This is a genomic window from Rheinheimera muenzenbergensis (assembly GCF_036984005.1).
GTDB lineage: Bacteria > Pseudomonadota > Gammaproteobacteria > Enterobacterales > Alteromonadaceae > Alishewanella > Alishewanella muenzenbergensis.
Genome location: NZ_JALAAR010000003.1, coordinates 267,856 through 292,098, shown reverse-complemented (window position 1 = coordinate 292,098; position 24,243 = coordinate 267,856). Strand labels below are relative to the sequence as shown.

The 24,243-nt window shown below is 52.8% G+C and carries 23 protein-coding genes and 1 pseudogene; 6 read left to right on the top strand and 18 right to left on the bottom strand.

The features are described from left to right. Window positions 1–5: 5 nt before the first annotated feature. The 6 genes from MN202_RS05310 to MN202_RS05285 form a co-directional block, all read right to left on the bottom strand. On the bottom strand, window positions 6–872 hold the full coding sequence (locus tag MN202_RS05310) for a D-amino acid aminotransferase (protein WP_335735052.1): 867 nt from the start codon (window positions 870–872) through the stop codon (window positions 6–8). A gap of 143 nt (window positions 873–1,015) precedes the next feature. Next, window positions 1,016–1,870: a DUF4392 domain-containing protein gene (locus tag MN202_RS05305; protein WP_335735051.1), complete on the bottom strand. Its 855-nt coding sequence runs from the start codon at window positions 1,868–1,870 to the stop codon at window positions 1,016–1,018. Then, complete coding sequence (locus MN202_RS05300) at window positions 1,871–2,812, bottom strand: 5-oxoprolinase subunit C family protein (protein ID WP_335735050.1); 942 nt, start codon at window positions 2,810–2,812, stop codon at window positions 1,871–1,873. Then, window positions 2,809–3,564: a 5-oxoprolinase subunit PxpB gene (pxpB, locus tag MN202_RS05295; RefSeq protein WP_335735049.1), complete on the bottom strand. Its 756-nt coding sequence runs from the start codon at window positions 3,562–3,564 to the stop codon at window positions 2,809–2,811. Before pxpB ends, MN202_RS05300 begins: the two co-directional genes overlap by 4 nt. After that, on the bottom strand, window positions 3,561–4,286 hold the full coding sequence (locus tag MN202_RS05290) for a 5-oxoprolinase subunit PxpA (protein WP_335735048.1): 726 nt from the start codon (window positions 4,284–4,286) through the stop codon (window positions 3,561–3,563). Before MN202_RS05290 ends, pxpB begins: the two co-directional genes overlap by 4 nt. Before the next feature lie 215 nt (window positions 4,287–4,501). Beyond that, complete coding sequence (locus MN202_RS05285; RefSeq protein WP_335735047.1) at window positions 4,502–4,774, bottom strand: DUF3297 family protein; 273 nt, start codon at window positions 4,772–4,774, stop codon at window positions 4,502–4,504. A gap of 176 nt (window positions 4,775–4,950) precedes the next feature. On the opposite strand from MN202_RS05285, the gene MN202_RS05280 reads away from it, so the two are divergent. Continuing rightward, a complete protein-coding gene (locus MN202_RS05280; RefSeq protein ID WP_335735046.1) occupies window positions 4,951–5,088 on the top strand; it encodes a hypothetical protein in 138 nt (45 codons plus the stop codon). A gap of 19 nt (window positions 5,089–5,107) precedes the next feature. On the opposite strand, the gene chrA is transcribed toward MN202_RS05280, so the two are convergent. From chrA to MN202_RS05260, 4 genes are read right to left on the bottom strand one after another with little or no spacing between them, the layout of a single operon-like run. Further along, on the bottom strand, window positions 5,108–6,304 hold the full coding sequence (gene chrA, locus MN202_RS05275) for a chromate efflux transporter (RefSeq protein WP_335735045.1): 1,197 nt from the start codon (window positions 6,302–6,304) through the stop codon (window positions 5,108–5,110). Next, window positions 6,288–7,508, bottom strand: coding sequence for an organoarsenical effux MFS transporter ArsJ (arsJ, locus tag MN202_RS05270; RefSeq protein WP_335735044.1), 1,221 nt, complete (start codon window positions 7,506–7,508; stop codon window positions 6,288–6,290). The genes chrA and arsJ overlap by 17 nt, the downstream gene beginning before the upstream one ends. Window positions 7,509–7,522: 14 nt before the next feature. After that, the gene (locus MN202_RS05265; protein ID WP_335735043.1) at window positions 7,523–8,527 is read right to left on the bottom strand and encodes an ArsJ-associated glyceraldehyde-3-phosphate dehydrogenase; all 1,005 of its coding nucleotides are present in this window, start codon (window positions 8,525–8,527) and stop codon (window positions 7,523–7,525) included. Window positions 8,528–8,553: 26 nt separating this feature from the next. After that, window positions 8,554–8,931: a metalloregulator ArsR/SmtB family transcription factor gene (locus MN202_RS05260; protein WP_472511564.1), complete on the bottom strand. Its 378-nt coding sequence runs from the start codon at window positions 8,929–8,931 to the stop codon at window positions 8,554–8,556. 104 nt (window positions 8,932–9,035) lie between these two features. Between MN202_RS05260 and MN202_RS05255 the strand changes: the two genes are divergently transcribed. Next, window positions 9,036–9,455 carry a GFA family protein gene (locus tag MN202_RS05255; RefSeq protein WP_335735042.1) on the top strand — a complete coding sequence of 140 codons (420 nt, stop codon included), beginning with the start codon at window positions 9,036–9,038 and terminating at the stop codon, window positions 9,453–9,455. 53 nt (window positions 9,456–9,508) lie between these two features. Here the strand turns inward: MN202_RS05255 and MN202_RS05250 are convergent, their stop codons facing one another. The 3 genes from MN202_RS05250 to MN202_RS05240 form a co-directional block, all read right to left on the bottom strand. After that, complete coding sequence (locus MN202_RS05250) at window positions 9,509–12,352, bottom strand: glycosyl hydrolase 115 family protein (RefSeq protein WP_335735041.1); 2,844 nt, start codon at window positions 12,350–12,352, stop codon at window positions 9,509–9,511. Further along, a complete protein-coding gene (locus tag MN202_RS05245) occupies window positions 12,349–14,055 on the bottom strand; it encodes a glycoside hydrolase family 43 protein (RefSeq protein WP_335735040.1) in 1,707 nt (568 codons plus the stop codon). The genes MN202_RS05250 and MN202_RS05245 overlap by 4 nt, the downstream gene beginning before the upstream one ends. Before the next feature lie 151 nt (window positions 14,056–14,206). Next, on the bottom strand, window positions 14,207–15,403 hold the full coding sequence (locus MN202_RS05240) for a XylR family transcriptional regulator (protein WP_335735039.1): 1,197 nt from the start codon (window positions 15,401–15,403) through the stop codon (window positions 14,207–14,209). A gap of 223 nt (window positions 15,404–15,626) precedes the next feature. Between MN202_RS05240 and xylB the strand changes: the two genes are divergently transcribed. From xylB to MN202_RS05220, 4 genes are all read left to right on the top strand, one after another. Then, entirely contained in the window at window positions 15,627–17,081 is a 1,455-nt protein-coding gene (gene xylB / locus MN202_RS05235; RefSeq protein WP_335735038.1) for a xylulokinase, read from the top strand. Between the two features lie 122 nt (window positions 17,082–17,203). Next, window positions 17,204–18,523 carry a xylose isomerase gene (gene xylA, locus MN202_RS05230; protein WP_335735037.1) on the top strand — a complete coding sequence of 440 codons (1,320 nt, stop codon included), beginning with the start codon at window positions 17,204–17,206 and terminating at the stop codon, window positions 18,521–18,523. A gap of 204 nt (window positions 18,524–18,727) precedes the next feature. Continuing rightward, window positions 18,728–18,907 carry a type II toxin-antitoxin system HicA family toxin gene (locus MN202_RS05225; RefSeq protein ID WP_335735036.1) on the top strand — a complete coding sequence of 60 codons (180 nt, stop codon included), beginning with the start codon at window positions 18,728–18,730 and terminating at the stop codon, window positions 18,905–18,907. Between the two features lie 38 nt (window positions 18,908–18,945). After that, window positions 18,946–19,359: a type II toxin-antitoxin system HicB family antitoxin gene (locus MN202_RS05220; RefSeq protein WP_335735035.1), complete on the top strand. Its 414-nt coding sequence runs from the start codon at window positions 18,946–18,948 to the stop codon at window positions 19,357–19,359. Window positions 19,360–19,479: 120 nt separating this feature from the next. Here the strand turns inward: MN202_RS05220 and MN202_RS05215 are convergent, their stop codons facing one another. From MN202_RS05215 to MN202_RS05195, 5 genes and pseudogenes are all read right to left on the bottom strand, one after another. Beyond that, the gene (locus tag MN202_RS05215) at window positions 19,480–20,211 is read right to left on the bottom strand and encodes an SDR family oxidoreductase (RefSeq protein ID WP_335735034.1); all 732 of its coding nucleotides are present in this window, start codon (window positions 20,209–20,211) and stop codon (window positions 19,480–19,482) included. 190 nt (window positions 20,212–20,401) lie between these two features. After that, window positions 20,402–20,764, bottom strand: coding sequence for a hypothetical protein (locus tag MN202_RS05210; protein WP_335735033.1), 363 nt, complete (start codon window positions 20,762–20,764; stop codon window positions 20,402–20,404). A 320-nt stretch (window positions 20,765–21,084) separates the two neighbouring features. Then, entirely contained in the window at window positions 21,085–22,068 is a 984-nt protein-coding gene (locus MN202_RS05205) for an alpha/beta hydrolase (RefSeq protein ID WP_335735032.1), read from the bottom strand. A gap of 44 nt (window positions 22,069–22,112) precedes the next feature. Continuing rightward, complete coding sequence (locus MN202_RS05200; protein ID WP_335735031.1) at window positions 22,113–23,234, bottom strand: glycoside hydrolase family 43 protein; 1,122 nt, start codon at window positions 23,232–23,234, stop codon at window positions 22,113–22,115. Between the two features lie 20 nt (window positions 23,235–23,254). Beyond that, window positions 23,255–24,190 (bottom strand): annotated as a pseudogene (locus tag MN202_RS05195) (aldose epimerase family protein); the annotation flags it as partial. Window positions 24,191–24,243: the final 53 nt, after the last annotated feature.

Here is a 24,243-nt window from a genome sequence, read left to right as displayed (position 1 = left end):
AAAACTTAATAATCGAATTTATGCGCACTAAATAGCTGTTGCACGGCCAGCCAGACATCGCCGACGTCACCAGTACCGACAGCTTTATCGTTAACCTGCAGCACCGGAGCAATTTCTTTGCTGGAACTGGTAAGCCAGATTTCATCAGCGGCCAATACTTCTGCTTCGCTGATATCGCGCTGTTCTACCTTGATATTGCTGTGCTTGGCTAAGATAGCCAGCAATATCTGCCGGGTAATGCCGGGCAGTAATTTATGGCTTAGCGGTGGCGTGGTAATAACGCCGTCTTTTACCACAAACACATTTACCGCCGCGCCTTCGGTTAAGTTACCGTCTTTATCAAACAGTAGAATTTCCTGTGCGCCCTGGCTATAGCCTTGCTGATAATGCAGCACGTTGCCTAACAGTGAGGTGGATTTAATATGGCAACGCTGCCAGCGTAAGTCTTGTCCGGTTACTACGTTGTAAGTGGTGGCTTTACTTTTATCTGCTACCGGCTCAGGCGGAATAGCAAAGGCAAAACCGAATACGGTCGGTGTAATATTGGCCGGGAAGGCATGGCCGCGCTTGCTGTCGGTGCCACGGCTCACCTGAAAATACACACCGATATTGTCACCCAGTTCAGCGCGGTTATCGGCCAGTAATTTGTCGGCAATGCTCTGCCAGTTGGCCAGGCTAAGCTTTGGGTCTATCGACAGCTGGGCTAAACCGCTGTGCATGCGCTCAATATGCGGGCCAAAACCAACAAAGCGCCCAGCGTAGCTTGGGATCACTTCATAAATGCCGTCGCCAAATAGAAAGCCGCGGTCCATCGGCGATATTTTCGCTTCACTGGCCGGTACAAAGGCGCCGTTTAAATATACTGTTGTCATTGCGGTTCTCTCGTCAAAGATACTCAAATGTTTGTTGAGCGGAATCGTTATGCTCTAAGCCAACCGTTGCAGGCCAGGATGGCCGAATCGAGCCTACAGGGACGTATTTACGGCGTGTTGGTGTGAGCATACCGGTTCTGCGATTAATCAGCACCTTGAAGTACAGTGCACAAATCTTTAATCAGCTGTTCGCCTTCGGTATGCGCCAGGCCATCTTCGGTTAGTGTATTTAACCGGGTAACGCCATCCACACTGCCTTTGGCCGATAAATACTGCAAAATGGCCAGCGGATTGGCATCGCTTAGCAGATTCTCATCGCGCAATACCGACACCATCGCTGCTAACGCCCAGGCAGCCCAGTTAGATACATCGGCAACAATCAGTTCGTCGCACTGCGTAACACAGGGCGTGATGTTCAACGCGCTAACCTGCTGATACAAATTCCCCATACCAATTTCATTACCGCCATCGCCAATGCCGATGGTTGGGCAGCTAGCCTGGGTTACGAAATAATCAAAGCTGGCGCAGCGCGCAGAAATGTCTTCGCCACGCATATTGGCGTAGCGCTTGTTGGTATTAAAACCGGGCCGTTCAATCGATATCACCAGCTGGGGGTTAAGCTCAGCCAAAGCGGCTTCGGCAATAGCCGGCAATGCATTGTACTGATTTACTGTAATTTGATAGCACTGATAATCAGCTTTTAACGCGCTGTACAGTGGGTCGCCACAGACAATAACCGGCTTAGCGCCGAGTTTTTGCAGTAGCTGATAAAGACCAATAGCCCCGACCGGGCCGTCGGTTTCAAAGGTGTCCAGCACCGGAAAGCCCGTGCCAATCAGCACAGTGCCATGGCATTGGTTTATCAGCTTCGCCGCACGCAATATATAACCCGGCCGTAAATGTGGCTGTAGTGTCGCCATGCCACGCAAATTTTGCCGTACTAATAATTGTTCTATCTGCTGGCTGATGGCCAGATAATCGACAGCTGTATTACTCATTTACAGGCTCACCAGTTGGCTGCAAATTGCAGCAGTGCGTACTTTGGCCAGACACAGTGCATTGTGTGCCTGCTCGGGACTGATTGGCGTAAAATACAGTTCGGTGCCAGCGCCGGCCTGCGCCAGCAGGGCACAATCAAGCGATAACACAGTGCCGATTTTCGGGTAGCCGCCTAAAGTTTGCCTATCGTTTAACAGTACAATCGGCTGGCCATCCGGTGGAATTTGCACCGCGCCATAACAGATGCCCTCGGACAGCAGCTGAGTTTGCAGGCACTGAATAGCCGCACCTTTTAGTTTATAGCCCATGCGGTCAGCCTGCGCCGTTACCTGGTAGCTATTAAGATAAAAGCGCTGGCGTTCGGTAGCGCTAAAACTGCCGGCCTGATAGCCCTCAATCAATCTGAGCGTCAGTGTCTTGTTAAACTGTGGCCGGTAACGCGCAGGTAAGCGCTGGCGTTGCAGCTTGTTGACTGTCTGCGCACTTAGTTTATCGCCGGCTTGCAGTTTATTGCCGTTTAAGCCGCCGATACCTTCGCGCAGCACGGTAGCCGTGCTACCAAACTGCGGTGCTACGCTAAAACCGCCTGCCACGGCAATATAAGCACGCAGGCCTTTGCTTACCATGCCAAGCTCAATCACATCTCCGGCCTGTACCTGATGTACTGCCCATTGCTCGACGGCTTTACTGTTTATGCTCAATGGTAATATCGCACCGGTAACGGCAATAAAACTGTGGGTTTCGGCGCGCAGCTGCAGGCCGCCAACACTGCACTCAATCAAGGTGGCATTGGTGTCATTACCCAGCAAACGGTTAGCCCAGGCGGCAGCAGGGGCATCCATAGGTCCGCCGGTGGTTAAGCCCAGTGCACCCTGGCCAACGCGGCCTCTGTCTTGCAGCAAACTGAGCACGCCGGGCGCTAATACGGTAAAACCGCTCATGGCTTAGCTCCTGCCTGCATAGCGTCTGGCAGTTCGCCACCTAAGCGGATAAATTCGGCTTTATCAATAGCAACAAAACGCACTTCATCACCCACCGCTACCGGCATCGCGGGTTCGGCTTGCGGGTTAAACATCCGCGTTGGGCACAGGCCTATCAGGTTCCAGCCGCCGGGAGAAGGCGCCGGATATATCGCTGTTTGCCTGTCGGCAATCGCGACAGCGCCGCGCGGCACTTTGGCCCGCGGTGTGGCTAATCGCGGCATTTGCAGCAATGGGTCAACCTCGCCTAAATAGGCAAAACCGGGCGCGAAGCCAATGGCGTACACGCGGTAACTGATAGCCTGATGGCGCTCAATCACTTCATCGATACTGATGTTTTTTGTTTGGGCAATCAACGCTAAATCCGGGCCGGATTCTTCACTGTAATACACCGGTAGTTCAACCAGTTTGCCACTACGACTATCACCGGTTTGCAGTTGGGCCAGACAATGCTGCAGCTGCGCCTGCACCCGGTATAAATCGCTGCTAAAGGGGTTAAATATCACCAACACCGAGGCATAGGACGGTAGGATATCGACCACATCATCGGCCAGCCCGGCTTTTATTAGCGCACACGCCTGCTGCACCAGTGCAGAAATAGCCGGATCGATGCGCTGGTCAAAATACAGCATCAGCGCATTTTCACCGGCAATTGTCAGATGATACTGTGCTTTACTGCCCGCTAAAGCGTTGCCTATACCAACAGCGCTCATGCCAGCAGTGCCCGTATTTGCTGCACCTGGGCTATCGCCGTCTGGTTATCACCATGCACGCAAAGCGTGTCTGCCTGCAGTGCCAGCTGTTTGCCGGAAGCGGTGGTGACACTGCCGTGCTTAACCAGTTGCCTAACCTGTGCCAGCATATCATCGCCATGCAATACTGCACCGGCCTGGCTGCGCGGGGTAAGGGTGCCTTCGTCGGTATAACGCCGGTCAGCGAAGGCTTCAAACAATAATTCAACGCCCTGTACTTTTGCCATAGCGGCAAATTCCTGTTGGCGGGCGGTGGCTAAAATCATCAGCTTTAACGGTTTATAAAAGCCGGCTACGGCATCTAACACGGCGGCAAATACGACCGGTTTGGCCATCATATCGTTGTATAAGGCGCCATGTGGCTTAATATAACTCAGCGTTACGCCTGCGCTTAACGCCATGCCATCCAGCGCGGCGATTTGATAGCGCATGCAGTTAACAATTTCACTGTGCGACAACACCATACTGCGCCGGCCAAAGCCTTGTAAGTCGGGGTAAGACGGGTGAGCACCAATAGTCACGCCATGCTGTTTTGCCAGCGCCAGGGTACGCGCCATCACATCGGCATCGCCGGCATGAAAGCCACAGGCGATATTGGCCATATCTATATGCGGCATGACATCGGCATCCAGCCCCATTTGCCAGCTGCCATAACTTTCGCCCAGATCACAATTTAATTTCATTGCCGCACCACCACTGCAGAAATAATTTATTCATGTTGCTTACTAATTTTGTAATAGTCTAGTCGGATGCGACCAAATACTGTACTGAAAAGATATCGATAGCAGAATTATCTAACGCGGGGCTGGTAATAAGCTGATGGGGCAGGCGCGATCAGTATAGAGCTGTTACCTCTGGCCTAATGGCAGAGGTAACAGGCGCAGAGTCTGGATATTTTTTAACGATAAAAGGCTGCGACCTTGCCTTTTAATGTCATTAGCAGTGGCTGGCCACGGCGGTCCAGCGCTTTAGCGGCCGCTACTTTAACCCAGCCTTCACTGATGCAGTATTCTTCTACATCAAAGCGGTCTTTACCGTTTAAAGTAATGCCAACATCGTACTGAAATATCTCTTTTACATAATGTGGGCTGCGTGGGTTAACCGATAACCGATCCGGTAACGCCGGGCGGGCTTGTTCGTCGGTAACAGTATTTTGCGTGGTATCGTTCATGGCTCGGGCCTTAATTAACAAAATGTGCGTCATTGTAGGCAAAGCTGGACGATGGCTCAAGTGGGCTGAGGTTGTTGCCAGGTTTGCATACACAGAACTTGTACCTTGACGCCAAGCTGCGTAAGGTAAAGCGTTGCAACTAAGTAAAAAGCACAAATTAACAACGGAGGTAATTTATGCACGAGTTAGCATTTGTTCTGTCATGGGGCTCGCCGGTTGGTCTGGCGTTGTTTTTCTTTTTTTCCGGTATCGGCGCCGGGGTGTTCTTTTGGGGTGTTGCACAGGTAAATCGCTACAAACAAGAGCAGAAATAACCCCTAAGGTGCTCCAACATCAGGCCAGCAAGATACCGGTAACTGCACCCGCCAGCACCAGCAGCCAGGGCGGCAAGCGTAAAAACTGTAAGGCGATAAAGGCCAGCACGGCGAAGGCGGCATCCAGTGGCGTTAAAATACTGCTACTGGCAAGCGGCGAATATAAGGTTGCCAGTAGCAGACCGGTAACTGCCGCGCCAACCCCGGCGAAGGCCGAACGCAGTGCTGATTGTTGTGAAATTTGCTGCCAGTAAGGCAACACGGCGCACAATATTAGCAGCGACGGCAAAAAAATGGCCAGTAAGGCCAGCACGGCAGCGGTTACCGGGCTAATACCAGTTTGTGCTACTGCGCCAACAAAAGCGGCAAAACTAAAAAGCGGCCCGGGCATGGCCTGGGCTGCTGCATAACCGGCCATAAACTGGTCGGCGTTAACCAGCGCGGCTGGCACCAGTTCGGCTTGCAGCAGCGGCAGTACCACATGGCCGCCGCCAAACACCAAGGCACCACTGCGGTAAAAGATATCCAGCAAGGTCAGCATCGGCTGGGCAAAATACTGCGCAGTAAGCGGTAAACCAAGTAACAGCAGCAGAAAAACTGCGGCGAAGCCGAGCCCTTGTCGGCGTTGCAGCGGCTGAACCAGCGCCACTCTGCTGTCAGAGGCCGTTTCATGACGCAGCAGTAAAAAGCCTGCCAGCGCTGCGCCGGCAAGCAGTAGCAGCTGCACCGTTGCGGCCTGCTGCCACAGTATCAGTGCCGCACTTAGCAGCATGATAACGGCCTTGCGTACGCTGTTGCACAGGCTTTGCGCCATCGCCCATATCGCCTGCGCCACTACCGCCACCGCCACCAGCTTCAGACCATGCAGCACACCACTTAACAGCCCGGGCTGCCACCATGTCAGGCTAAGTGCAAAGGCCAGCATCAGTAGCGCCGAGGGCAGGGTAAAGCCGAGCCAGGCGGCTAAAGCACCGCGAAATTTATGTTGTAGCAGGCCAATCGCCATACCCAGTTGGCTGCTGGCCGGGCCGGGTAAAAACTGACACAAGGCCAATAAAGAGGCAAATTCAGCGTCACTAAGCCAGCGTCTTTTACTGACAAACTGCTGACGAAAATAGCCAATATGCGCCGCCGGGCCGCCAAAGCTGGTTAACCCCAACAGCAGAAAGATACTGAAAATGGCCCAGAAGCCCGGTTTTTTAGTTGCAGCTGTCATGGTTGCTGTCTGTTGTCAGGCGGGTTAAGCGCCAGCTGCACAATACCGCCGCCAGCAACAGTATCGATGACACTATTAAGCAGGCGGCCAGCCCCGAATGCTGATAGATACAGCCGGATAACAGCGTACCAAGTAAACGGCCGGCAGCGTTGGCCATATAGTAAAAGCCTACATCCAGCGATACGCCATCGGCTCGTGCCAGCTGCACTATATAGTAGCTATGCAGCGCCGAATTGACGGCAAACACCGCGCCAAATAACAGCAAGCCGGCTAAAAGCCACACCAAAGCATATTGGCTGTAGCTGATGCCCAGCGCGATGAGCAGTGGTAAAGCACACAGCAGCAGTACCCAGTTTAACAAGGCGTTCGCACCCGCTGGCTGCTGCTTGCTATTGCCGGTAATATGCGGTGCTAAGGCCTGCACTACACCATAACCAATAACCCAGCAGGCAAGAAAACTGCCAATAGCGCTGTGCGGCCAGTTAAACTGGCTGGCCAGATATAACGGCAGCGCAATAACAAACCATACATCGCGGGCGGCGAATAAAAACAGTCTGGCGGCTGACAACGTATTCAGCGCCGGGCTTTTCGATAGTAGCTCTCTGAATTTCGGTTTAAAACGGCTTTTACCCAAATCACGCTTTAACAGCAGCAGGCTGAGTAACCACACCAGCAGCAGCGCCGCGGCCATAACGCCAATTGCACCGGCAAAGCCAAGCCAGGATAACAGCAAACCACCGCCGAAAAAGCCGACACCTTTTAGCGCATTTTTCGAGCCGGTAAGCAGTGCGACCCACTTGTACAAAGCACTTTGCGCATTGGCCGGTAACAGCAGTTTAATGGCGCTTTTGGCGCTCATTTTATTTAGATCTTTGGCAATGCCGGACACCGCCTGCGCCGCCATGACCCACAGCACCGTTAAGGCATCGGCCGGTACCAGCAGCATCGACAGCGCTATGATTTGCAACAATAAACCGATGTTCATGGTGGTGTTCAGGCCAAGCTTTGCGCCCAACCAGCCGCCGACCAGGTTAGTGACGATGCCAAAAAACTCATAAAACAAAAACAGTGAGGCAATAGCCAGCGGCGTATAACCCAGCTGGTAAAAGTGCAGCACAATAAGCATGCGCAGCGCGCCGTCGGTTAGCGTAAAGGCCCAGTAATTGCCGGTAACAACCAGATACTGGCGGACATCAGCGCGCATAGGGTTTGCCTCTGTTAGCCTGCTTGCCCAACCAGCCGTGCCAGCTCGACTGTGCGGTTAGCGTAGCCCCACTCGTTATCGTACCAGGCATAAATTTTCAGCTGGGTGCCGTTTATCACCATGGTCGAAAGCGCATCAATAACGGAAGAGCGCGGGTCAGTTTTGTAATCGACCGATACCAGTGGCCGCTCTTCATAACCTAAAATACCGGCCAGCTCGTGCTCGGCTGCGGCTTTTAACAGCGCATTGACTTCAGCAGCGCTGGTCGCGCGTTCTAGTTCAAACACGCAGTCGGTTAATGAGGCGTTGGCCAGCGGCACCCGCACGGCATGGCCGTTTAAGCGGCCTTTTAACTCAGGAAAGATCTCGGTAATGGCGCTGGCCGAACCGGTGGTGGTAGGGATTAAACTGCTGCCACAGGCGCGGGCGCGGCGTAAATCTTTATGGGGGGTATCTAAAATTGACTGGGTGTTGGTTAAATCATGAATAGTAGTAATGCTGCCATGCTTAATGCCCAGCTTTTCGTGGATCACCTTTACCACCGGTGCCAGGCAGTTAGTGGTGCAACTGGCGGCGGTAACAATGCGGTGCTTGCTGGCATCGAACAGCTGCTGGTTTACCCCCATTACCACATTTAGCACCCCGGCTTCTTTTACCGGCGCACTCACCACTACCCGTTTTACGCCCTGATCCAGATAGCTTTGTAGCAGGGCAGTAGTTTTCATTTTGCCCGAGGCTTCAATCACTACGTCACAGCCCGACCAGTCAGTGTCATTGATGGCTTTATTGCCGGTAACGCTAATAGTGCTGCCATTGATGATAATGGCGTTGTCATTATGGCTGGCATTGTGCTGCCAGCGGCCATGCACCGAGTCGAAGTTCAGCAGATGGGCAAAAGTAGCGGCATCGGCAGCCGGATCGTTAATCTGCACAAATTCCAGCTCTGGCCAGTCAAAAGCAGCCCGCAGGGCTAAGCGGCCAATGCGGCCAAAGCCGTTTATTCCTACTTTAATGCTCATCTTTGACTCCTTAATAAGTTGGTTTTTCAGGCGCAGCAGCTGGCCGCGCGCTCGGGTCGCTCACCCATGGCGCACAGGTTTTGCTGCAGTGGCGACAGCAAAGCCGGGTTGTGCTGCCAGCTGTGGTTAATGACACTGAGTGCCCACTCTGGCAGCGCCGGGTTAAGGCGGTAATACACCCATTGCCCCTGACGACGGTCTAACAGCAACTGCGCTTTACGTAACATAGCCAGATGGCGGGAAATTTTGGGCTGAATTTGCTGCAGCGCGCAGGTCAGCTCACACACGCATAGCTCGCCTTGCTCGGCAATTAACAGCACGCATTGCAGCCGGGTTTCGTCGGCCAGTAATTTAAACAGCTGTAGTGGTGTCATTGGCTTGGGTTCAGCTATTAATATATGCATCAGAGTATATATGGATATTCGCATATGTAAATGACATTTTGATGACAGCCGGTCAGCGTGCGCTGTGCTATGGTTAGCTAGCAAAAAATAACAGGAGCATAACAATGTCTGTACAACGTCATGGTCAATGTGTCTGCGGAAAGGTAAAAATTAGTGCCAGTGCGGCAGACAGTAAAATAGGTGCCTGCCACTGCAACATTTGCCGGCGCTGGGGCGGTGGTCCGCTGCTGGCAATCGACTGCGGCAGCGATGTCAGCTTTGCTGGCGAGCAGTATGTCCGTGCCTTTCGCTCATCGGATTGGGCCTCACGTGGCTTTTGCAGTGAATGTGGCACCCACTTGTTTTACCGTTTAAATCAAAATGGTCAATACATTATGCCGGCTGGGCTATTCGAGAACGCTGACGATCTGGTGCTGGACCATCAGGTGTGCATCGACAGCAAGCCCGGTTACTATAATTTCGCCGAAACTACACACAATATGACCTGTGATGAAATGTTTGCCGCCTTTGCACCGCCGCAATAGCCGGCATCACGCCGCTGCGCCGACGGCGTTTTTATGCCATAGCCCGGCTGCGCTTATAAACGCGGGCTTTGCACTGGCCCCAGGTCACTCGGCTGTAAGCCGCCGGTATCCAGCAGCAGTTTTTGCAGTACTACTGCCGGGTCAAGCAGATAAATACGCAGCCGATGTGCGCCTGACTGTACTACCTGCAGTGGGGTTTTAATAGTGCGCACGCCATCCAGCACTGCCTGTTGCCAGGCTTGCTCACTGTGATCTGGTAAGGTGTCGACAAGCTGCGGCGGGCCATCATTTAATGTTACGGCAAAACGTAACTGGCGCCCCGGTATTAACTGCAGTGTCGGAGCCACTATGCTGTGCAATATCACCTGACCAGTGTGGTGAAAATACAGCGGATACTCCAGATAAGGCGCCTGGCTTAGATCACTTAGTTGATAATCCGCTTGTGTCATCGCCACCATAGCCGGACCGGTGCGGCCGAGGCCGTCGACTTTTTGCCACCAGGCCTGGCTGCTGTTGCCGCCCACTGTTGCACTGGCTGCGTCCAGCGCTATATAGCCATCGGCTTCGACAAAGCCGGTTGGCGCTGTGCTGGCCGGTTTAAACGCCGACACCTGCACTTTAGCGCCGCCCCAGCCGGTACCCTGAATATGCACTTCGGCATTATTTAAGCCGTTATTGGCTTTTTGCCAATCAATGCTGACGGCAATATTTTGCTGGCTGCTGATCTCGCCGCTGCGATGGCTTAGTGTTATCCAGTCGGCTGACGCCTTAGCACTAAACGCAAACGGCACTGTGCCTTTATTAAATACTTCGATGGTCCGCTTTGGCTGGCCATGCGGGTAAAAGGTATCCAGTGCTAGCTGCTTGTTACGATACTCACTGATCGGCCAGGACAGCGCCGAGCCTTCTGCCGCCACGCCCATATCGGCCACCGCCATCGGTGTTGCCAGCGATACTACCGGCATTAAATTGGCCGGCGGATTACGCCAGTAAGTAAAACCGATATGCGGCTGTGACATCATATGATTCCAGCGGCCATTGCCGAGGCTGTGGTACAGCCTGGTCAGGCGGGCATCTTCGTCAAACCAGAATTTTACCCGCTCTGCCCAGTAGTTGGTGCTGGCGCGGCCCTGGTCGCCATGCAACCGGTTCATTGCCACAGCCCGGTTTAGCTCAAACACGGCGCGGCTGGCTTTTAACGGATGGGCCACTAACTGGATATAAGCATCCTGCAGCCCGGGCGCTAATTGCTGTTGTACAAAATCTGATGTATTGGCCAGCTCGGTTAACTCAGCGCTGATCCGCTCAGCCTCGGCGTAATGCAAAATACTGTAGGTATCCGGCTCTACCGCTTCTGGTTTGCGCCTGCCGTTATGCCGCGTATAGCCTTGCAGCAGCCCGGCTATGGTGTCTGCATGCTGCGGGCCAAACTGCTGGCTGGCCCAGTCGCTGACAAATTGCTGCAGGTTATCGGCGTTAAAGGCTGCGGGGTTCCACGCCATGCGTAAGAAAAAATCTATCGGCAGCTCCATCGGTTTTAAGTCGCCAACATTAACTATCCAGATGCGGTCAGCCTGATACTGCCATGCCAAATCCATTTGCTGCCAGATTTTTGCCAGCGGTATTGTGTTGATCCAGCGGTAAGAGCGCGGCGCACCGACATAGTCAAAGTGGTAATACACACCGGCTCCGCCGCTGCGGTTACGTTCTGCTTTGGCAGGCAGGCGGCGGATATTGCCAAAGTTATCGTCGGCCCACAGTAAGGTAACATCGTCCGGCACCCGCATGCCGCGCTCGTAAAAGCCCTGCACTTCTTTATACAGCGCCCATACCTGCGGCACCTGCTCAATGGGCCTGTCGTGGAAGGTTTGCTGCAAAATCTGCCGCTGATCGGCAACGATTTGCTGCAGCAGCGCAATATTGTCGCCCTCGCTCATTGGCTCGTCTTCCTGGCCACGCATACCCAGGGTAAAAATGCTTTCCAGATTTTTATGCCGCTTTGCGCCTTGTTGCCAGAACTTATAGATATTGTCGCGGTTGGTAGAATACTCCCACGGGCCTTCGCCGTAACGGTTCCATTCTTTGTCGGCGCGCAGCATAGGTTCGTGGTGGCTATTGCTCATTACTATGCCCATTTCATCGGCCAGCAGCGCATTTTGCCAGTCGTCGTCAGCGAAGGCGTTGTTCCACATGGCCGGCCAGAGAAAATTGGCTTTTAGCCGTTGCAGCAGTTCAAACACCTGCAGGTAAAACTGGCTGTTATAGCCGCCATACTGCTCTGTTACCCAATTGGTCAGTGCCGGGTGCTCGTCATTAAGAAAAATACCGCGATACTTCACCTTAGGTGCATCGTTAAAATTGGTGCCAGCTTTAATATACAGCTGTGGCTGCTTTGGCGGCGGTACATCGGCCCACCAGTACCAGGGCGATACGCCAATGGTTTCGGCCAGATCATAGATACCATAAATAGTGCCGCGCTTGTCACTGCCGGCGATCACCAGCGCCTGTTCGACACCGGGTAATGGCTGCGATACTAACTGAATTTGAAACGCATCCCACTTGCCGGCAATGGCGCTGACATCCAGTTTGCCGCTGCTAACCAGTTGCTCCAGCAGCGCACTTTTACCCAGGCTGCCGATGATCAGCAGCTGCTGTGCCTGGCCCTGCTGTGCAATAGCAAGCTGGCGGCCACTAACACTCCGGATATCGCGCTGCAGGCTGTCTACCGCCCGCAGCACGCCTTTATGTTCTTGCTTATCAACCAGGATCAGCGCCTGGCTGTTTGGGCCGACTAAGGCAAAATCCGCTTTGTCCGGTGTTGTCGCCAGATAATGGCCGGGCAGGGCGGCGGCGCTGTAGCTAAGTACTAGCGCCGCCAACAGGACAAACAGCCTCATTGGCGCGGTTCCAGCCGGCTATGCAGCCCCAGCATAGTACCGACAAAACCACCGGCGACCTGGGTGCTGAGCAGCATGGCATCCTGATCGCTGGCCAGTGGCTGCCAGTTGTTATCTGCCACGGCGTAATAAAAGCTGATGTTGCCGGCACTGCCACTGATTTTTAACTGCACCTTGTCAGCCGCTGACGGCAGCGCCAGACTGGCGATCTGCTGTGGTGCGCTGCCACTGGCCTGTTCTAAAAACACTTCAGCACCGCTTTCGTTGTTACGCACGCCCAGATAGTAATGATGCTGCTCGTTTTGAAACGCCACCAGTCCGGCTGAGACTGTAGCAGGTGGTGGCGTCAGACTGGTACTGGCGTCAAAATGCGTATGTTGCTGGCGCCGGGCAATAAAGGCGGGTTGTGCCAGCGAATCCAGGCTGACGGCTTTTGCCTGCAGGTTCAGCTTTTGGCCATCCAGGCTTAGCCAGCTCTGGTCAAAGCTGCGCAGGCTGTTCCAGTGCAGGCTCAGTGTTGTGCTGTCAAATTCATCACGCCAGCTAAAGTTGCCGCTTAACGGCTCTGGTTGCGGGTTCGCTGTCAGGGCCGGCGCCGGTAAACGGTAAGGAATAACCTCACCCGTCGGTAAAATATGCGGCCAGCCATCTTGCCAGCTTACCGGCAGCAAAAAGGTTTCGCGGCCGGTATTAAAATAGCGTTGCTGATAGGCGCGGCTGGCCAGGAACACCGCCCACCAGCTGTTATCCGGCAACTGAACAAAGTCGGCATGGCCAGCGGTGGTGATCGGATCTGGCCGCTCTGGTGCCAGGTCACGCTGGGTTAAAATCGGGTTGTTGCGGGAAGGCAGAAAAGGCTCACTCAGGCTGCGGCTGCGAAATATTACCGCTGAATGCTGATCGGCGGTGCCACCCTCGGCACAGAGCAGATAATACCAGCCGTTATGCTTATACAGATGTGGTGCTTCAATCCAGATGGGTTTAGTGCTTAAGTCCACGCCGCCATTAACTAACAGCTGCTGTGATCCCGGTACAATTTTCTGCTGCGCCGGGTCGTACTGCCACAGCCAGATGGCTTTATGGCCCTGGTACAGCGATTCGACCGGATCACCATTGTGAGCGATATACACCTTGCCATCGTCATCAAAAAAGATGTCGGGATCTATACCCTCTACTTCCGGCAACCAGATAGGATCTGACCAGGGCCCGGCCGGATCGGTGGCGGTAAGTATAAAGTTGCCACCTCTGTCGACCACTGTGGTGATCAGATAATAAGTACCCGCATGGTAGCGCAGCGTTGGTGCAAAAATGCCGCGTGATACCTGCAAGTCATGCATCTGCAGTTGTGACTCACGCGTTAGCGCATAACCCACTATTTGCCAGTTCACCAGATCGCGGCTGTGCAGTATCGGCAAGCCGGGCGTATAGGTAAAAGACGACACCGTCATATAGTAATCATCGCCGTTACGGGTAATGCTGGGGTCGGGGAAAAAGCCGGCCAGCACCGGGTTCTGATACTGGCCCTGCGGCACAGGCGCAGCAAATACCGGGTCCAGCCCCTGATAGGCAAACCAGTCAAATTGGGCGCTTAATGGTTGTGCCGCTGCAGTGGTTTGCTGCGCGGTTTCCGGTGCGGGCTGGCAAGCGCTGAGACCACATATTAAGCCAAGCAGCAACAGCATGCTGTAGAAAGGATTTTGCATCAGATATCACTCCCGTTGTCGGGGCCGACGTGCTGCCAGCCTGCTAAAGGTTAGTGACATTAAAGGGAAAAAGGCCATTGTCATCAATGGCCTTGCTGTTACGAAAATACGTCAGTGCTGTGCGTTTTTTAAAACCGGGGCGCTTGCCGTGTTAGTCGTTTACCGCCACATCGCTGGCTACGCCGGTATGGCCGCAGCGGTAGTCTTTTGGTGTCTGGCCAAAGTGGCGCTGAAACACCGCATACATATACTGCAGCGACGGATAACCACATAACTTGGCAATTTCTGCCGGATTAACCTCGGTTTCTTTGAGCATCTTGCAGGCTTTGTTCAGCTTCTGGTTATGTAGCTCGGTATGAATTGAATGGCCGCGTTCAGCCCGGAAACGCTGTTCCAGGTTTGAGCGCGAAATACCAACAAAGTCCGTCACCTGCTCAACCTTGGCACCGCGGGTGGCATGGCGGCGGATATAATGCATCGCCTGAATCACATAAGGGTCGCGCAGCGCTTTAAAGTCGGTTGACTGGCGTGATGCCACACCGGCCGGTGCCACCAGGATGCGCTTGTTGCCAACGTCAATATTATTCAGCTGCATATGCAGCAGCTTGGCGGCTTTGTAACCCATTTCAAAACAGCCCTGGGTCACCGAGCTTAAACTGATGCGGCTTAAATAACGGGCGATATCGTCGTCATCAATGCCGATTATCGCGATATTGTCCGGCACGATAATGCCAACATGCTCGCAGGCCTGCAGCAGGTGGCGGGCGCGTGAGTCGGTCACGGCAATAATGCCAATGGGCTTGGGCAGGCCCTGGATCCAGTCGGTCAGGCGGTTCATTGCATATTGCCAGGTTTCCGGCCGGGTGCAGTGGCCCTGATACACATGGCAGTCGTAACCATCCTGCGCCGTCAGTTTGCGGATAGCGTTTTCACGCTCGCGCGCCCAGCGGTGTTGTTCATCTGTCGGCACGCTGTAAAAAGCAAAGCGGTCCAGGCCTTTACGTTTTAAATGCTCATAGGCGCTTTGCACCAGGGCATAGTTGTCGGTGGCGACATAGGGTACATGCGGATAATCAGCCGGATCATTGTACGAGCCGCCAACGCCAACTACAGGTTTATCCGAGCCGGACAGGGCACGCTGAATATTCATATCATCAAAATCGGCAATAATGCCGTCGCCGCCCCATTCATGAATGTGCTCGAGGCGGCAGGAGAAGTCTTCTTCCAGGTACAGATCCCAGTCTACTTTGGAAGATTGCAAATAATGGCCTATGCCCTCTATTACCTGTCTGTCGTATACTTTATTTGCATTAAACAACAACGTAATGCTGTGTTTTGCCTTAAACATATCCCCGTCCTGTCAGTCTGTGCTGCTATTTGTTTTTATTTATTTTTGTTGTGCTCTGCCGTTGTCAAAACGGTGCAGGCCTGCTCAATATTAGACCAGTTGTTAATCGCGTCCAACGAAAAGTGATAATTCTGCGCGCCGTTACGAATTTTCGTAATTGCTGCCTGCGGCATGCTCAACAAAGATTGCCAGAGCGCAGTTAACGGCAGAGCAGGGTAAGCAGATGTATATAGGTATTGATTTAGGCACGTCCGGCATTAAGGTTATTTTACTGGACAGCAATGGTGCTGTTGTCGACAGTGTAAATGCCGAACTTAGCGTAAGCCGGCCTTATCCGCTGTGGTCTGAGCAAGAGCCGGCGCACTGGTGGCAGGCGTTGCAGCAGTGCATGCAGCAACTGAGTCAGCGGCAAAGCCTGGCTGCAGTACAAGCCATTGGCCTGGCCGGCCAGATGCATGGTGCCACCTTACTCGACGCTGATAATCAGCTTATCCGCCCGGCAATACTGTGGAATGATGGCCGTGCTTTTGCCCAGTGCCAGCAACTGGAGCAACAGGTACCGCAGTTGCAGCAACTAACCGGTAACCTGGCGATGCCGGGCTTTACCGCACCAAAATTGCTCTGGTTGCGCCAGCATGAAGCAGAGCAGTTTCGCCGGGTGGCCAAAGTGCTGCTGCCCAAAGACTATTTACGTTTTTGCTTAAGTGGTGACTTTGCCTCTGATATGTCTGACTCGGCCGGTACCTTGTGGCTGGATATGGCCAAACGCGATTGGAGCGACGTGCTGCTTAGTGCCTGTGGCCTAAACCGCAGCCAGATGCCGACGTTATATGAAGGTAATCAAATTACCGGTACTTTGCTGCCCCATTTGGCGCAGCGTTGGGGTATGGCGCAGGTGCCGCTGGTGGCCGGTGGCGGCGACAACGCCGCCGGTGCTGTGGGTGCCGGTATTGTCAGCCCGGGCCAGGCGATGTTATCGCTGGGTACCTCCGGTGTGTATTTTGCCGTCAGTGACGGCTTTAAAGCGAATCCGCAATCGGCGGTGCACAGTTTTTGTCATGCCTTGCCGGGCAGCTGGCACCTGATGGCAGTAACGCTGAGCGCGGCCAGTTGCCTGCAATGGTATGCCGATAATGTGGCCCAGGCGCCGGTGGCAACCTTGCTGGCAGAATTAGAACAAACCGCTGTAGATATCAGCCAGGCCCCGCTGTTTTTGCCGTATTTATCCGGCGAACGTACGCCGCACAATAACCCCAATGCCAAAGGCGTCTGGTTTGGCCTAAGCCACAGCAGTAACCGGCCCTTGTTAACCTATTCAGTACTTGAGGGCGTCAGCTTTGCCTTAGCGCAGGGGGCAGCTGCACTGCATGCCAGCGGTTTGCAACCTGACGACATTAACCTGATTGGCGGCGGAGCCCGCAGCCCTTACTGGCGCCAGCTACTGGCCGATGTATTGCAGCAACCGCTAAGCTTTCGCGAAGGTGGCGAAGTCGGGCCGGCGTTGGGCGCAGCCCGGCTGGCGCAACTGACCGTGGATCCGTCAGCTACGCTGCTTAACGTGTGCCCGCAACCGCCCTTGCTTAGCCGGCATCAGCCCGATCCGCAACGTGCGGCACTGTTAGCGCCGCGCTATCAGCGTTTTATCGTGCTGTACCAGCGTTTGGCCGACCTGTTCTAAGCATTGCCTAAGGCAATATGTTGAAAAGCACAAGATGGCTCTTAAAAAACATAATTGTGCGAAGCCATCGCTATGCCCAACATTAGCTTTGTAGCATTTAGTGCAAAACCAAGGAGAGCAGCGTGGCTCAGTATTTCGATCAGCTAGACAAAATCGCCTATGAAGGTGCCGACAGCACCAACCCACTGGCGTTCAAACATTATAATGCCAGTGAAAAAATCCTCGGTAAAACCATGGCCGAGCACTTACGTATGGCGGCCTGTTACTGGCATAACTTCTGCTGGAATGGCCAGGACGTTTTCGGCCAGCCTACCTTTAACCGGCCCTGGCTGGCTGGCGGTGACGCCATGCAGCAGGCCAAACATAAAGCCGATGTTGCCTTTGAGTTCTTCAGCAAATTAACCATTCCGTATTATTGCTTTCATGATACCGACGTCGCGCCGGAAGGCAGCGGCATTAAAGACTACATTAACAATTTCGCTGCTATGGTGGATGTGCTGGAGCAAAAGCAGGCCGAAACCGGCGTTAAACTGTTGTGGGGCACCGCTAACCTGTTCAGCAACCCGCGCTATGCCGCCGGTGCCGCTTCTAACCCGGACCCGCAGGTGTTTAGCTACGGTGCCACCCAGGTGTTTCATGCGATGAACGCCACCAAACGCCTCGGCGGCGAAAACTACGTGCTGTGGGGCGGCCGCGAAGGCTACGAAACCCTGTTAAACACCGACCTGCGCCAGGAACGCGCCCAGCTGGGCCGCTTTATGCAAATGGTGGTAGAGCACAAACATAAAATCGGTTTTAAAGGCAGCTTATTAATAGAGCCGAAACCGCAGGAGCCAACCAAGCACCAGTATGATTACGACTCGGCCACCGTATACGGCTTTTTAAAGCAGTACGGCCTGGAAAAAGAATTCCGCGTAAACATCGAAGCCAACCACGCTACACTGGCCGGCCATTCGTTTCATCATGAAATTGCTACCGCTATTTCGCTCGGTATTTTCGGCAGTATCGACGCCAACCGTGGCGATGCGCAAAACGGCTGGGATACCGACCAGTTCCCGAACAATGTTGAGGAGCTAAGCCTGGTGATGTACGAAATTCTTAAATCCGGCGGCTTCTCAACCGGTGGTTTTAATTTCGATACCAAGCTGCGCCGCCAGAGTATGGACCGTTACGATATGTTTCACGGTCATATCGGCGGCATGGACCATCTGGCGATGGCACTAAAACGCGCTGCCGCACTGATAGAAAAAGACTTTCTCAGCGCCGCTGTGGCCAAACGCTACGCCGGCTGGAGCGACAGCCTGGGCAAAGCCATTCAGAGCGGAGAGCACACACTGCAATCACTGGCAGAGCTGACAGTACGCGACCAGTTAGACCCGCAACCAGTCAGCGGCCGGCAAGAGCTGCTGGAAAACCAGCTGAACCTGGTGCTGTACCGCTAAACGTTTTTAACTCCCGTAGTCCTGTGTGTTGCCCGGCTCGCCGGGCTTTTTTATGCATGGCAGCAGAGTGTGAGCTTTTGCTGCTTGGTGTGCTTTGATTCGGTGCTTGTCTGACCTAAAGGGTTGTCAGGGTTATTTATCTGGTTGCGGATTTAATAGGTGGGGGTTATAGTAACTCTATGTTGGCCGGCAAGTGGAGGACTGTTGAAGAGCAGCGATCTTATTAAAGAGCTGGAAAAGGCAGGCTGGGTACTGGTAAGGATAAAGGGAAGTCATCATCAGTTTAAACACCCGGAGCATAAGTTGCCTTTAACGGTGCCTCATCCAAAGAAAGACTTACCAATCGGTTTGGTTAAAAAAATAAGAAAAGATGCAGGGCTTTAAGCTCGCACAGTGCAACTTTAAATCGGAGAATGTCAGCTATGTTATACCCAGTAGCCATAGAGAAAGGCTCTGACGCAACAGCATTTGGTGTGGTTATTCCGGATGCACCAGGCTGCTACAGTGCCGGAGATACATTCGAAGCAGCACTTATCAATGCTAAAGAGGCGTTAGAAGCGCACTTTGAGTTGTTAGCAGAGCAGGAAGAACTGCCGCCGTTGGCGAGCAATATTGAAAACCACTATACCAATCCAGCATTCGCCGGCTGGGTATGGGCGCTGGTAGATATCGATATCGAGCCGTTTATGGGTAAGGCCAGTAAGATTAATGTCACTTTACCAAACTTACTGACGCGGAAAATCGACGAATTAGTGAAGACGCATCAAACCTATAAAAGCAGGTCACATTTTTTGCAGGTAGCGGCAAGTCACGAGTTAGATAAAGCGATATCTTAGATAAATCCGCTTCGGCAGGGTTAGGTTGCTTAGCACACGAAGCTACTGGTGTTAAAATCCGCAGTTTAATACAAAGCTTCTAAATTTAAGGGCAGTTTTGCTGCCTGGTCTGGAGAGCTCTTATTTCCCACCTGCGACATCAATAGTCGCCCCTGTTATATAAGATGCTTCATCAGATAACAGCCAGGCGATGGTATTCGCGACTTCCTCTGGTGTACCACCGCGTTGCATTGGGATTTGTGGCGATAAACGCTTGATTCTATCTGGTTCACCACCATCAGCATGCATGTCGGTATGAATAAACCCGGGGCGTACTGCATTAACACGAATGCCCATTGTTGCAACTTCCAGCGCCAGACCTTTCGTTAAGCTATCCATTGCACCTTTTGATGCAGCGTAGTCAATATATTCAAACGGAGAGCCGGTTTTTGCCGCTACGGATGATACGTTAACAATACTGCCATAGCTGGGATTACGCTTTAGGAATTCTTTTGAGCAGAGAAAGCAGCTGGTTAGATTAGACGCCAACACCTGATTGAAGCGTTCAAGACTAATGCCGGTAAAAGACGACTGCTGAAACAACAGCCCTGCATTATTGACCAAATGCGTAATCTGCCCAAATTGGCGCTCTGTTTCATCAAAAAGCGCAATGACTTGGCTTTCATTTGATACGTCAGCCTGGTACGGAAACGCTCGCCCGCCTAACGCATTAATTTCATTCACCACGGCACTAGCGCTGTTGGAATCGGTGCGATAATTTACACAAACTAAATAGCCTTTAGACGCCAGTAATTTAGTTGTCGCCGCGCCAATACCCCGGCTACCGCCGGTAACAATAACAACCTTGTTCATATCAGCCTATTTATAACACTTGTGCATTTCGTTTTTATCACAGATATACGCATTGAAATAAATAAAAAAATAATTGCCAGAAAATATCGCATGGCCGACCTTGATGTATAACGCTCAAATTTAGCTCGGAAAACCGCGTAGCGGGCTGACGTTGCAGCCAGCGCTTTTTGCTGGCGATAAAATTTGATTGTTATATTTTCTGGGCCGTTACTTCGACCTTATAAATATTTTTACCCTCAGTACCAATCTCGATTACTGCTTGCTTATCAAGAGCTACACGCAACACAGGTTCTGCAATCTGGCTAAATGAGCCATCTTCATATTTATGCAAGGATGACGTTAAGGTGACGACATCGTCATTGAGGGTCGGTGTAACATTAAACATAAGAACTTCTTTAGCTGTAATTGACTGTAGTTGTCCACTTTTAGCCTGCATTACGTCTGCAGCAACTAGCTCATTATTCAGGTAAACACTGACATTTAACTTTAAAGGTTCATTCGCAAAAGTTGAAAAAGCAGCAACCAAAGATAAAACCGAAAGTACTTTTTTCATTAAATTATTTCCTTATAAAACAATTTGGTGGAGTTATGAAAAAACATAACAACTTAATAGAAGGCTCTGCGCCTGTAAGTTGCGTGCTTAATATTTTTTACACGCTGCAAAATAACCATAAAAGCCCGCTCTATCAATAACTTTTTGGTTACTAATGTTAAGCTGCTGTGCGGGTGAACATGCATTGTGCCCGCAAGTCATAGATTTTTTATTTATGAGGACTGCTGTATAAAATGCATAGGTCCGGTGTACTAACAGGCTTTATCGGTAGTAGAGCAAGTTTTTCTGTCTGCGGCCGGATTAAAACAGCTGTGCGGTTATTACTGTTTTGTAGGGTTAAGCATACCGTGCATCCTTAACCAGCTGACGAATGCATTAAACCAACCGGTACTGGTCGTCTGCTTCGGGTACATACCAAAACCGTGACCGCCTTGCTCATAAAAGTGAAACTCCACCGGTTTGTTCGCCGCCTGCCAGCTCTCTATCAGACCAAACTGACTGCTGGCAAAGAAGGGATCGTCGGCCGCCAGCGCGACAAATAAAGGCGGAGCATTGGCTGGCACTGTTACTGAGGTGATAGGGCCATAGATATTGCCAATAAAGGCCGGTTTAGCTTGCTCGCCGACCAGCGCAGTGGCCATCGTTAACATGGCACCGGCCGAGAAACCCAGCATACCAATACGCTCGGGGTCGATATTCCACTCAGTGGCCCGGCGCCGCAGTAAGGCGAACGCTGCTTGGGAATCTTCAAGCTGCACGGCAAGCTGCATTTTCATCTGCTCCGGCTCAAGTACCGGGGCTTTGCGCCCGGTGTTGGAGAACATCTCTGCCATGGCGCGTTGAAATGCCGCCAGCTCTGAGGGTGTCTGGTTTAAACGATATTTCAGCACAAATGCCGCTATGCCCTGGCTGGCAAGCGCCCGGGCGACATGCCAGCCTTCGTTTTCCATTGATAGGGTGCGAAAGCCGCCGCCGGGTGCCACTATTACTGCCGCGCCACTGGCGTTTGCCGGAACAGGCAAAAAAGGCGTAAGTGTCGCCACGGTAACATTACGCACAAAGCGGCTGCCATATTGCGAATGCCAGGCTTCCTGCTCTGTAGCGCCGGGCAGTGGTCCGCTGCCAAGTTCGATAGCATCAAGCTGATCAGGCGTCGCAATTACCGTCATGCTGTCGTCCGGTTGCGCCAGCGCCTGGGCTGCAACGAAACATACTGCTATCAGTAAAATTAAGTTGAACAACTCAAGCCTTACACCTAAGCGTTTACAGCAAGGCTCGCTGAGCCGGTTTTTAGTTATGTTCATAGCAAGGGTATCCTTTAGCTGGCTATTTTCTGTCTGACTGACGTCTATTGTTTCGCCGTGCGAACAATGGGTTTAATGCTGCCGTCGGCGTTAAAATACACTCTGTCTATCGCGACTGATCTGCGGTAGTTGCCGCCGCCGGGCAGGTCGGCGTTGTGGTAGGCGAGATAAGTGTGGCCGTTAAAATCAAACAGCGCCGGGTGGATGGTAGTGGTGCCGGGCAAAGGTGGCATTATGATGCCGCGGTGCTGCCAGGGGCCGGTAGCCGAGCTGCTGGTAGCGTAGGCGATACTCTCCGGAAAGCCGGCGGCGTACAGCAAATAATAGATGCCATTATGTTTTGACAGATAAGGCGCTTCTTCGAAATTTGGCAAGCTGTCTACAGTATGGATTTGTACCTTACTGACATCGCGGTTTTGCAGCTTGCCGCTGGCATCCAGCGTAAAGCTTTCGCCTTTAAGGTGTATCAGGTCGGCTTCAAGCTCTACCCACCAGAGCTGCTTGTTGCCCCAGTACAGATAGGCGCGGCCGTCATCATCAATAAATACCGCCGGGTCGATATTGCGCCAGCTGTGGTCTTTAAACTGTGCGGTATCTTCGAGCAATATCATCGGCATACCGCGTGGGTCATTAAAAGGCCCGGCCGGGTTGTCTGATACCGCGACACCGATGGCAAAACCAAATTCGCCATTGGTTTGGCCGCCTTCCACTGCGGCATAAAAATAGTACTGTGCTTTACCTGCTGCGTCTTTGCGCTGTATCACATGATGGGCGTAGGCGTTGCCGGTTTTGTCATTACCGCGCGCCCAGGCAAAATCAGAGTAGCGCAGCACTGCCCCTCTATTTTGCCAGTTGAGCATATCGTTGCTGGTCCACAGGCGATATTCGTACATGCGGTAATCGTTCACCTGTGCTGCTTGTTCATCGCGGGTGCTATACAGGTAGACGGTGTCACCGATAACCATCACCGCAGGATCGGCGGTATAAATAATGTCACCGGGTTGCCGGGTCGGGTCGGTGGTGTCGTATTTAATTATCGGGTTATCAAAGCGGGTTGGCGCGGCAGTTGAGCTGGCCGTTGCGGCCATGTCGGCTCGGTCTGAGCTGCAGCTAAATAATGCCGGTAGAAACAGCAGCAAAAATAGTAACGGATAGATTTTAGACATTAGCATGGCTTCCTGTTTACTTAGCTTTTCTCTACCTGATAACGAATATGCGCCACAAATGGCTGCTCTGGCCCGGTTAAGCGCAGCGGAAACTGGCTGTGGTTTGGGGCGTCGGGGTAAAACTGTGGTTCCAGGCAAATACCCTGGCGTGGGCTAAAGGGCGCGGCCAGATAATCGCCGCTGTAAACCTGCAGGCCGGGGTAGTCTGAACTTATCAGCAACCTGAGCTGCTGGTCCGGGCTGGTTAGTATCGCTGCCGTTTGCTGCATAGTGCCGCTAACCACCAGATTGTGATCAAGCGCTATCGCGCCGATGCTTTTGCAGTGGCGAAAATCCAGGGCGCTGTCCTCTACCGGCAGGAGCTGTCCGGTCGGAATTTTAGCGCTGTCGGTTGGCGTGTAGTGCTCAGCATTAAGCCACAGCAGGTGCTGGTTTATTGGCCCGGCTTTGCCAGATAAATTAAAATACGGGTGCAGGGTTGGCCCGGCCAGTGTTAGCTGCGCTGCTGTGGCCTCAAGCGTGACATCCAAAGTGCTGTCAGCATGTAACTGATATAGCACGCTAAACTCTGTCGGGCCGGGGTAGCCACTGTGGCCATCGGCTAAGGTGCAGCGTAGTTTCACGCTGGATGATGTTTGCTGCTGCACTTGCCAGTGCTGGCGGTGCAGGCCGTTGGCACCGCCGTGTAAATGATGCTTACCTTCATTTAACTGCAGCTGATAGCGCTGCTGTGCCAGCTGCAGCCTGCCGTGACCGATACGGTTAGCATAGGGGCCGACCACGGCCCCCAGATAGCTGGTATCCTGCAAATACTGCTGCGGGTTGGCATAACCCAGCAGCAGCTCGCGCTGGCTGTTAGCCACACGTACTGTCCAGCTTTGCATACTGGCACCGTGCTCGAGTATCGTCAGGCTATCGCCTGCCGGGTTGGTTAACATAAATTGCTGCATAGGCCTGGCTGCTCTGGCAAATAACCCAGCCTAACCTTGTCAGCGCAGCGGCAGTATTG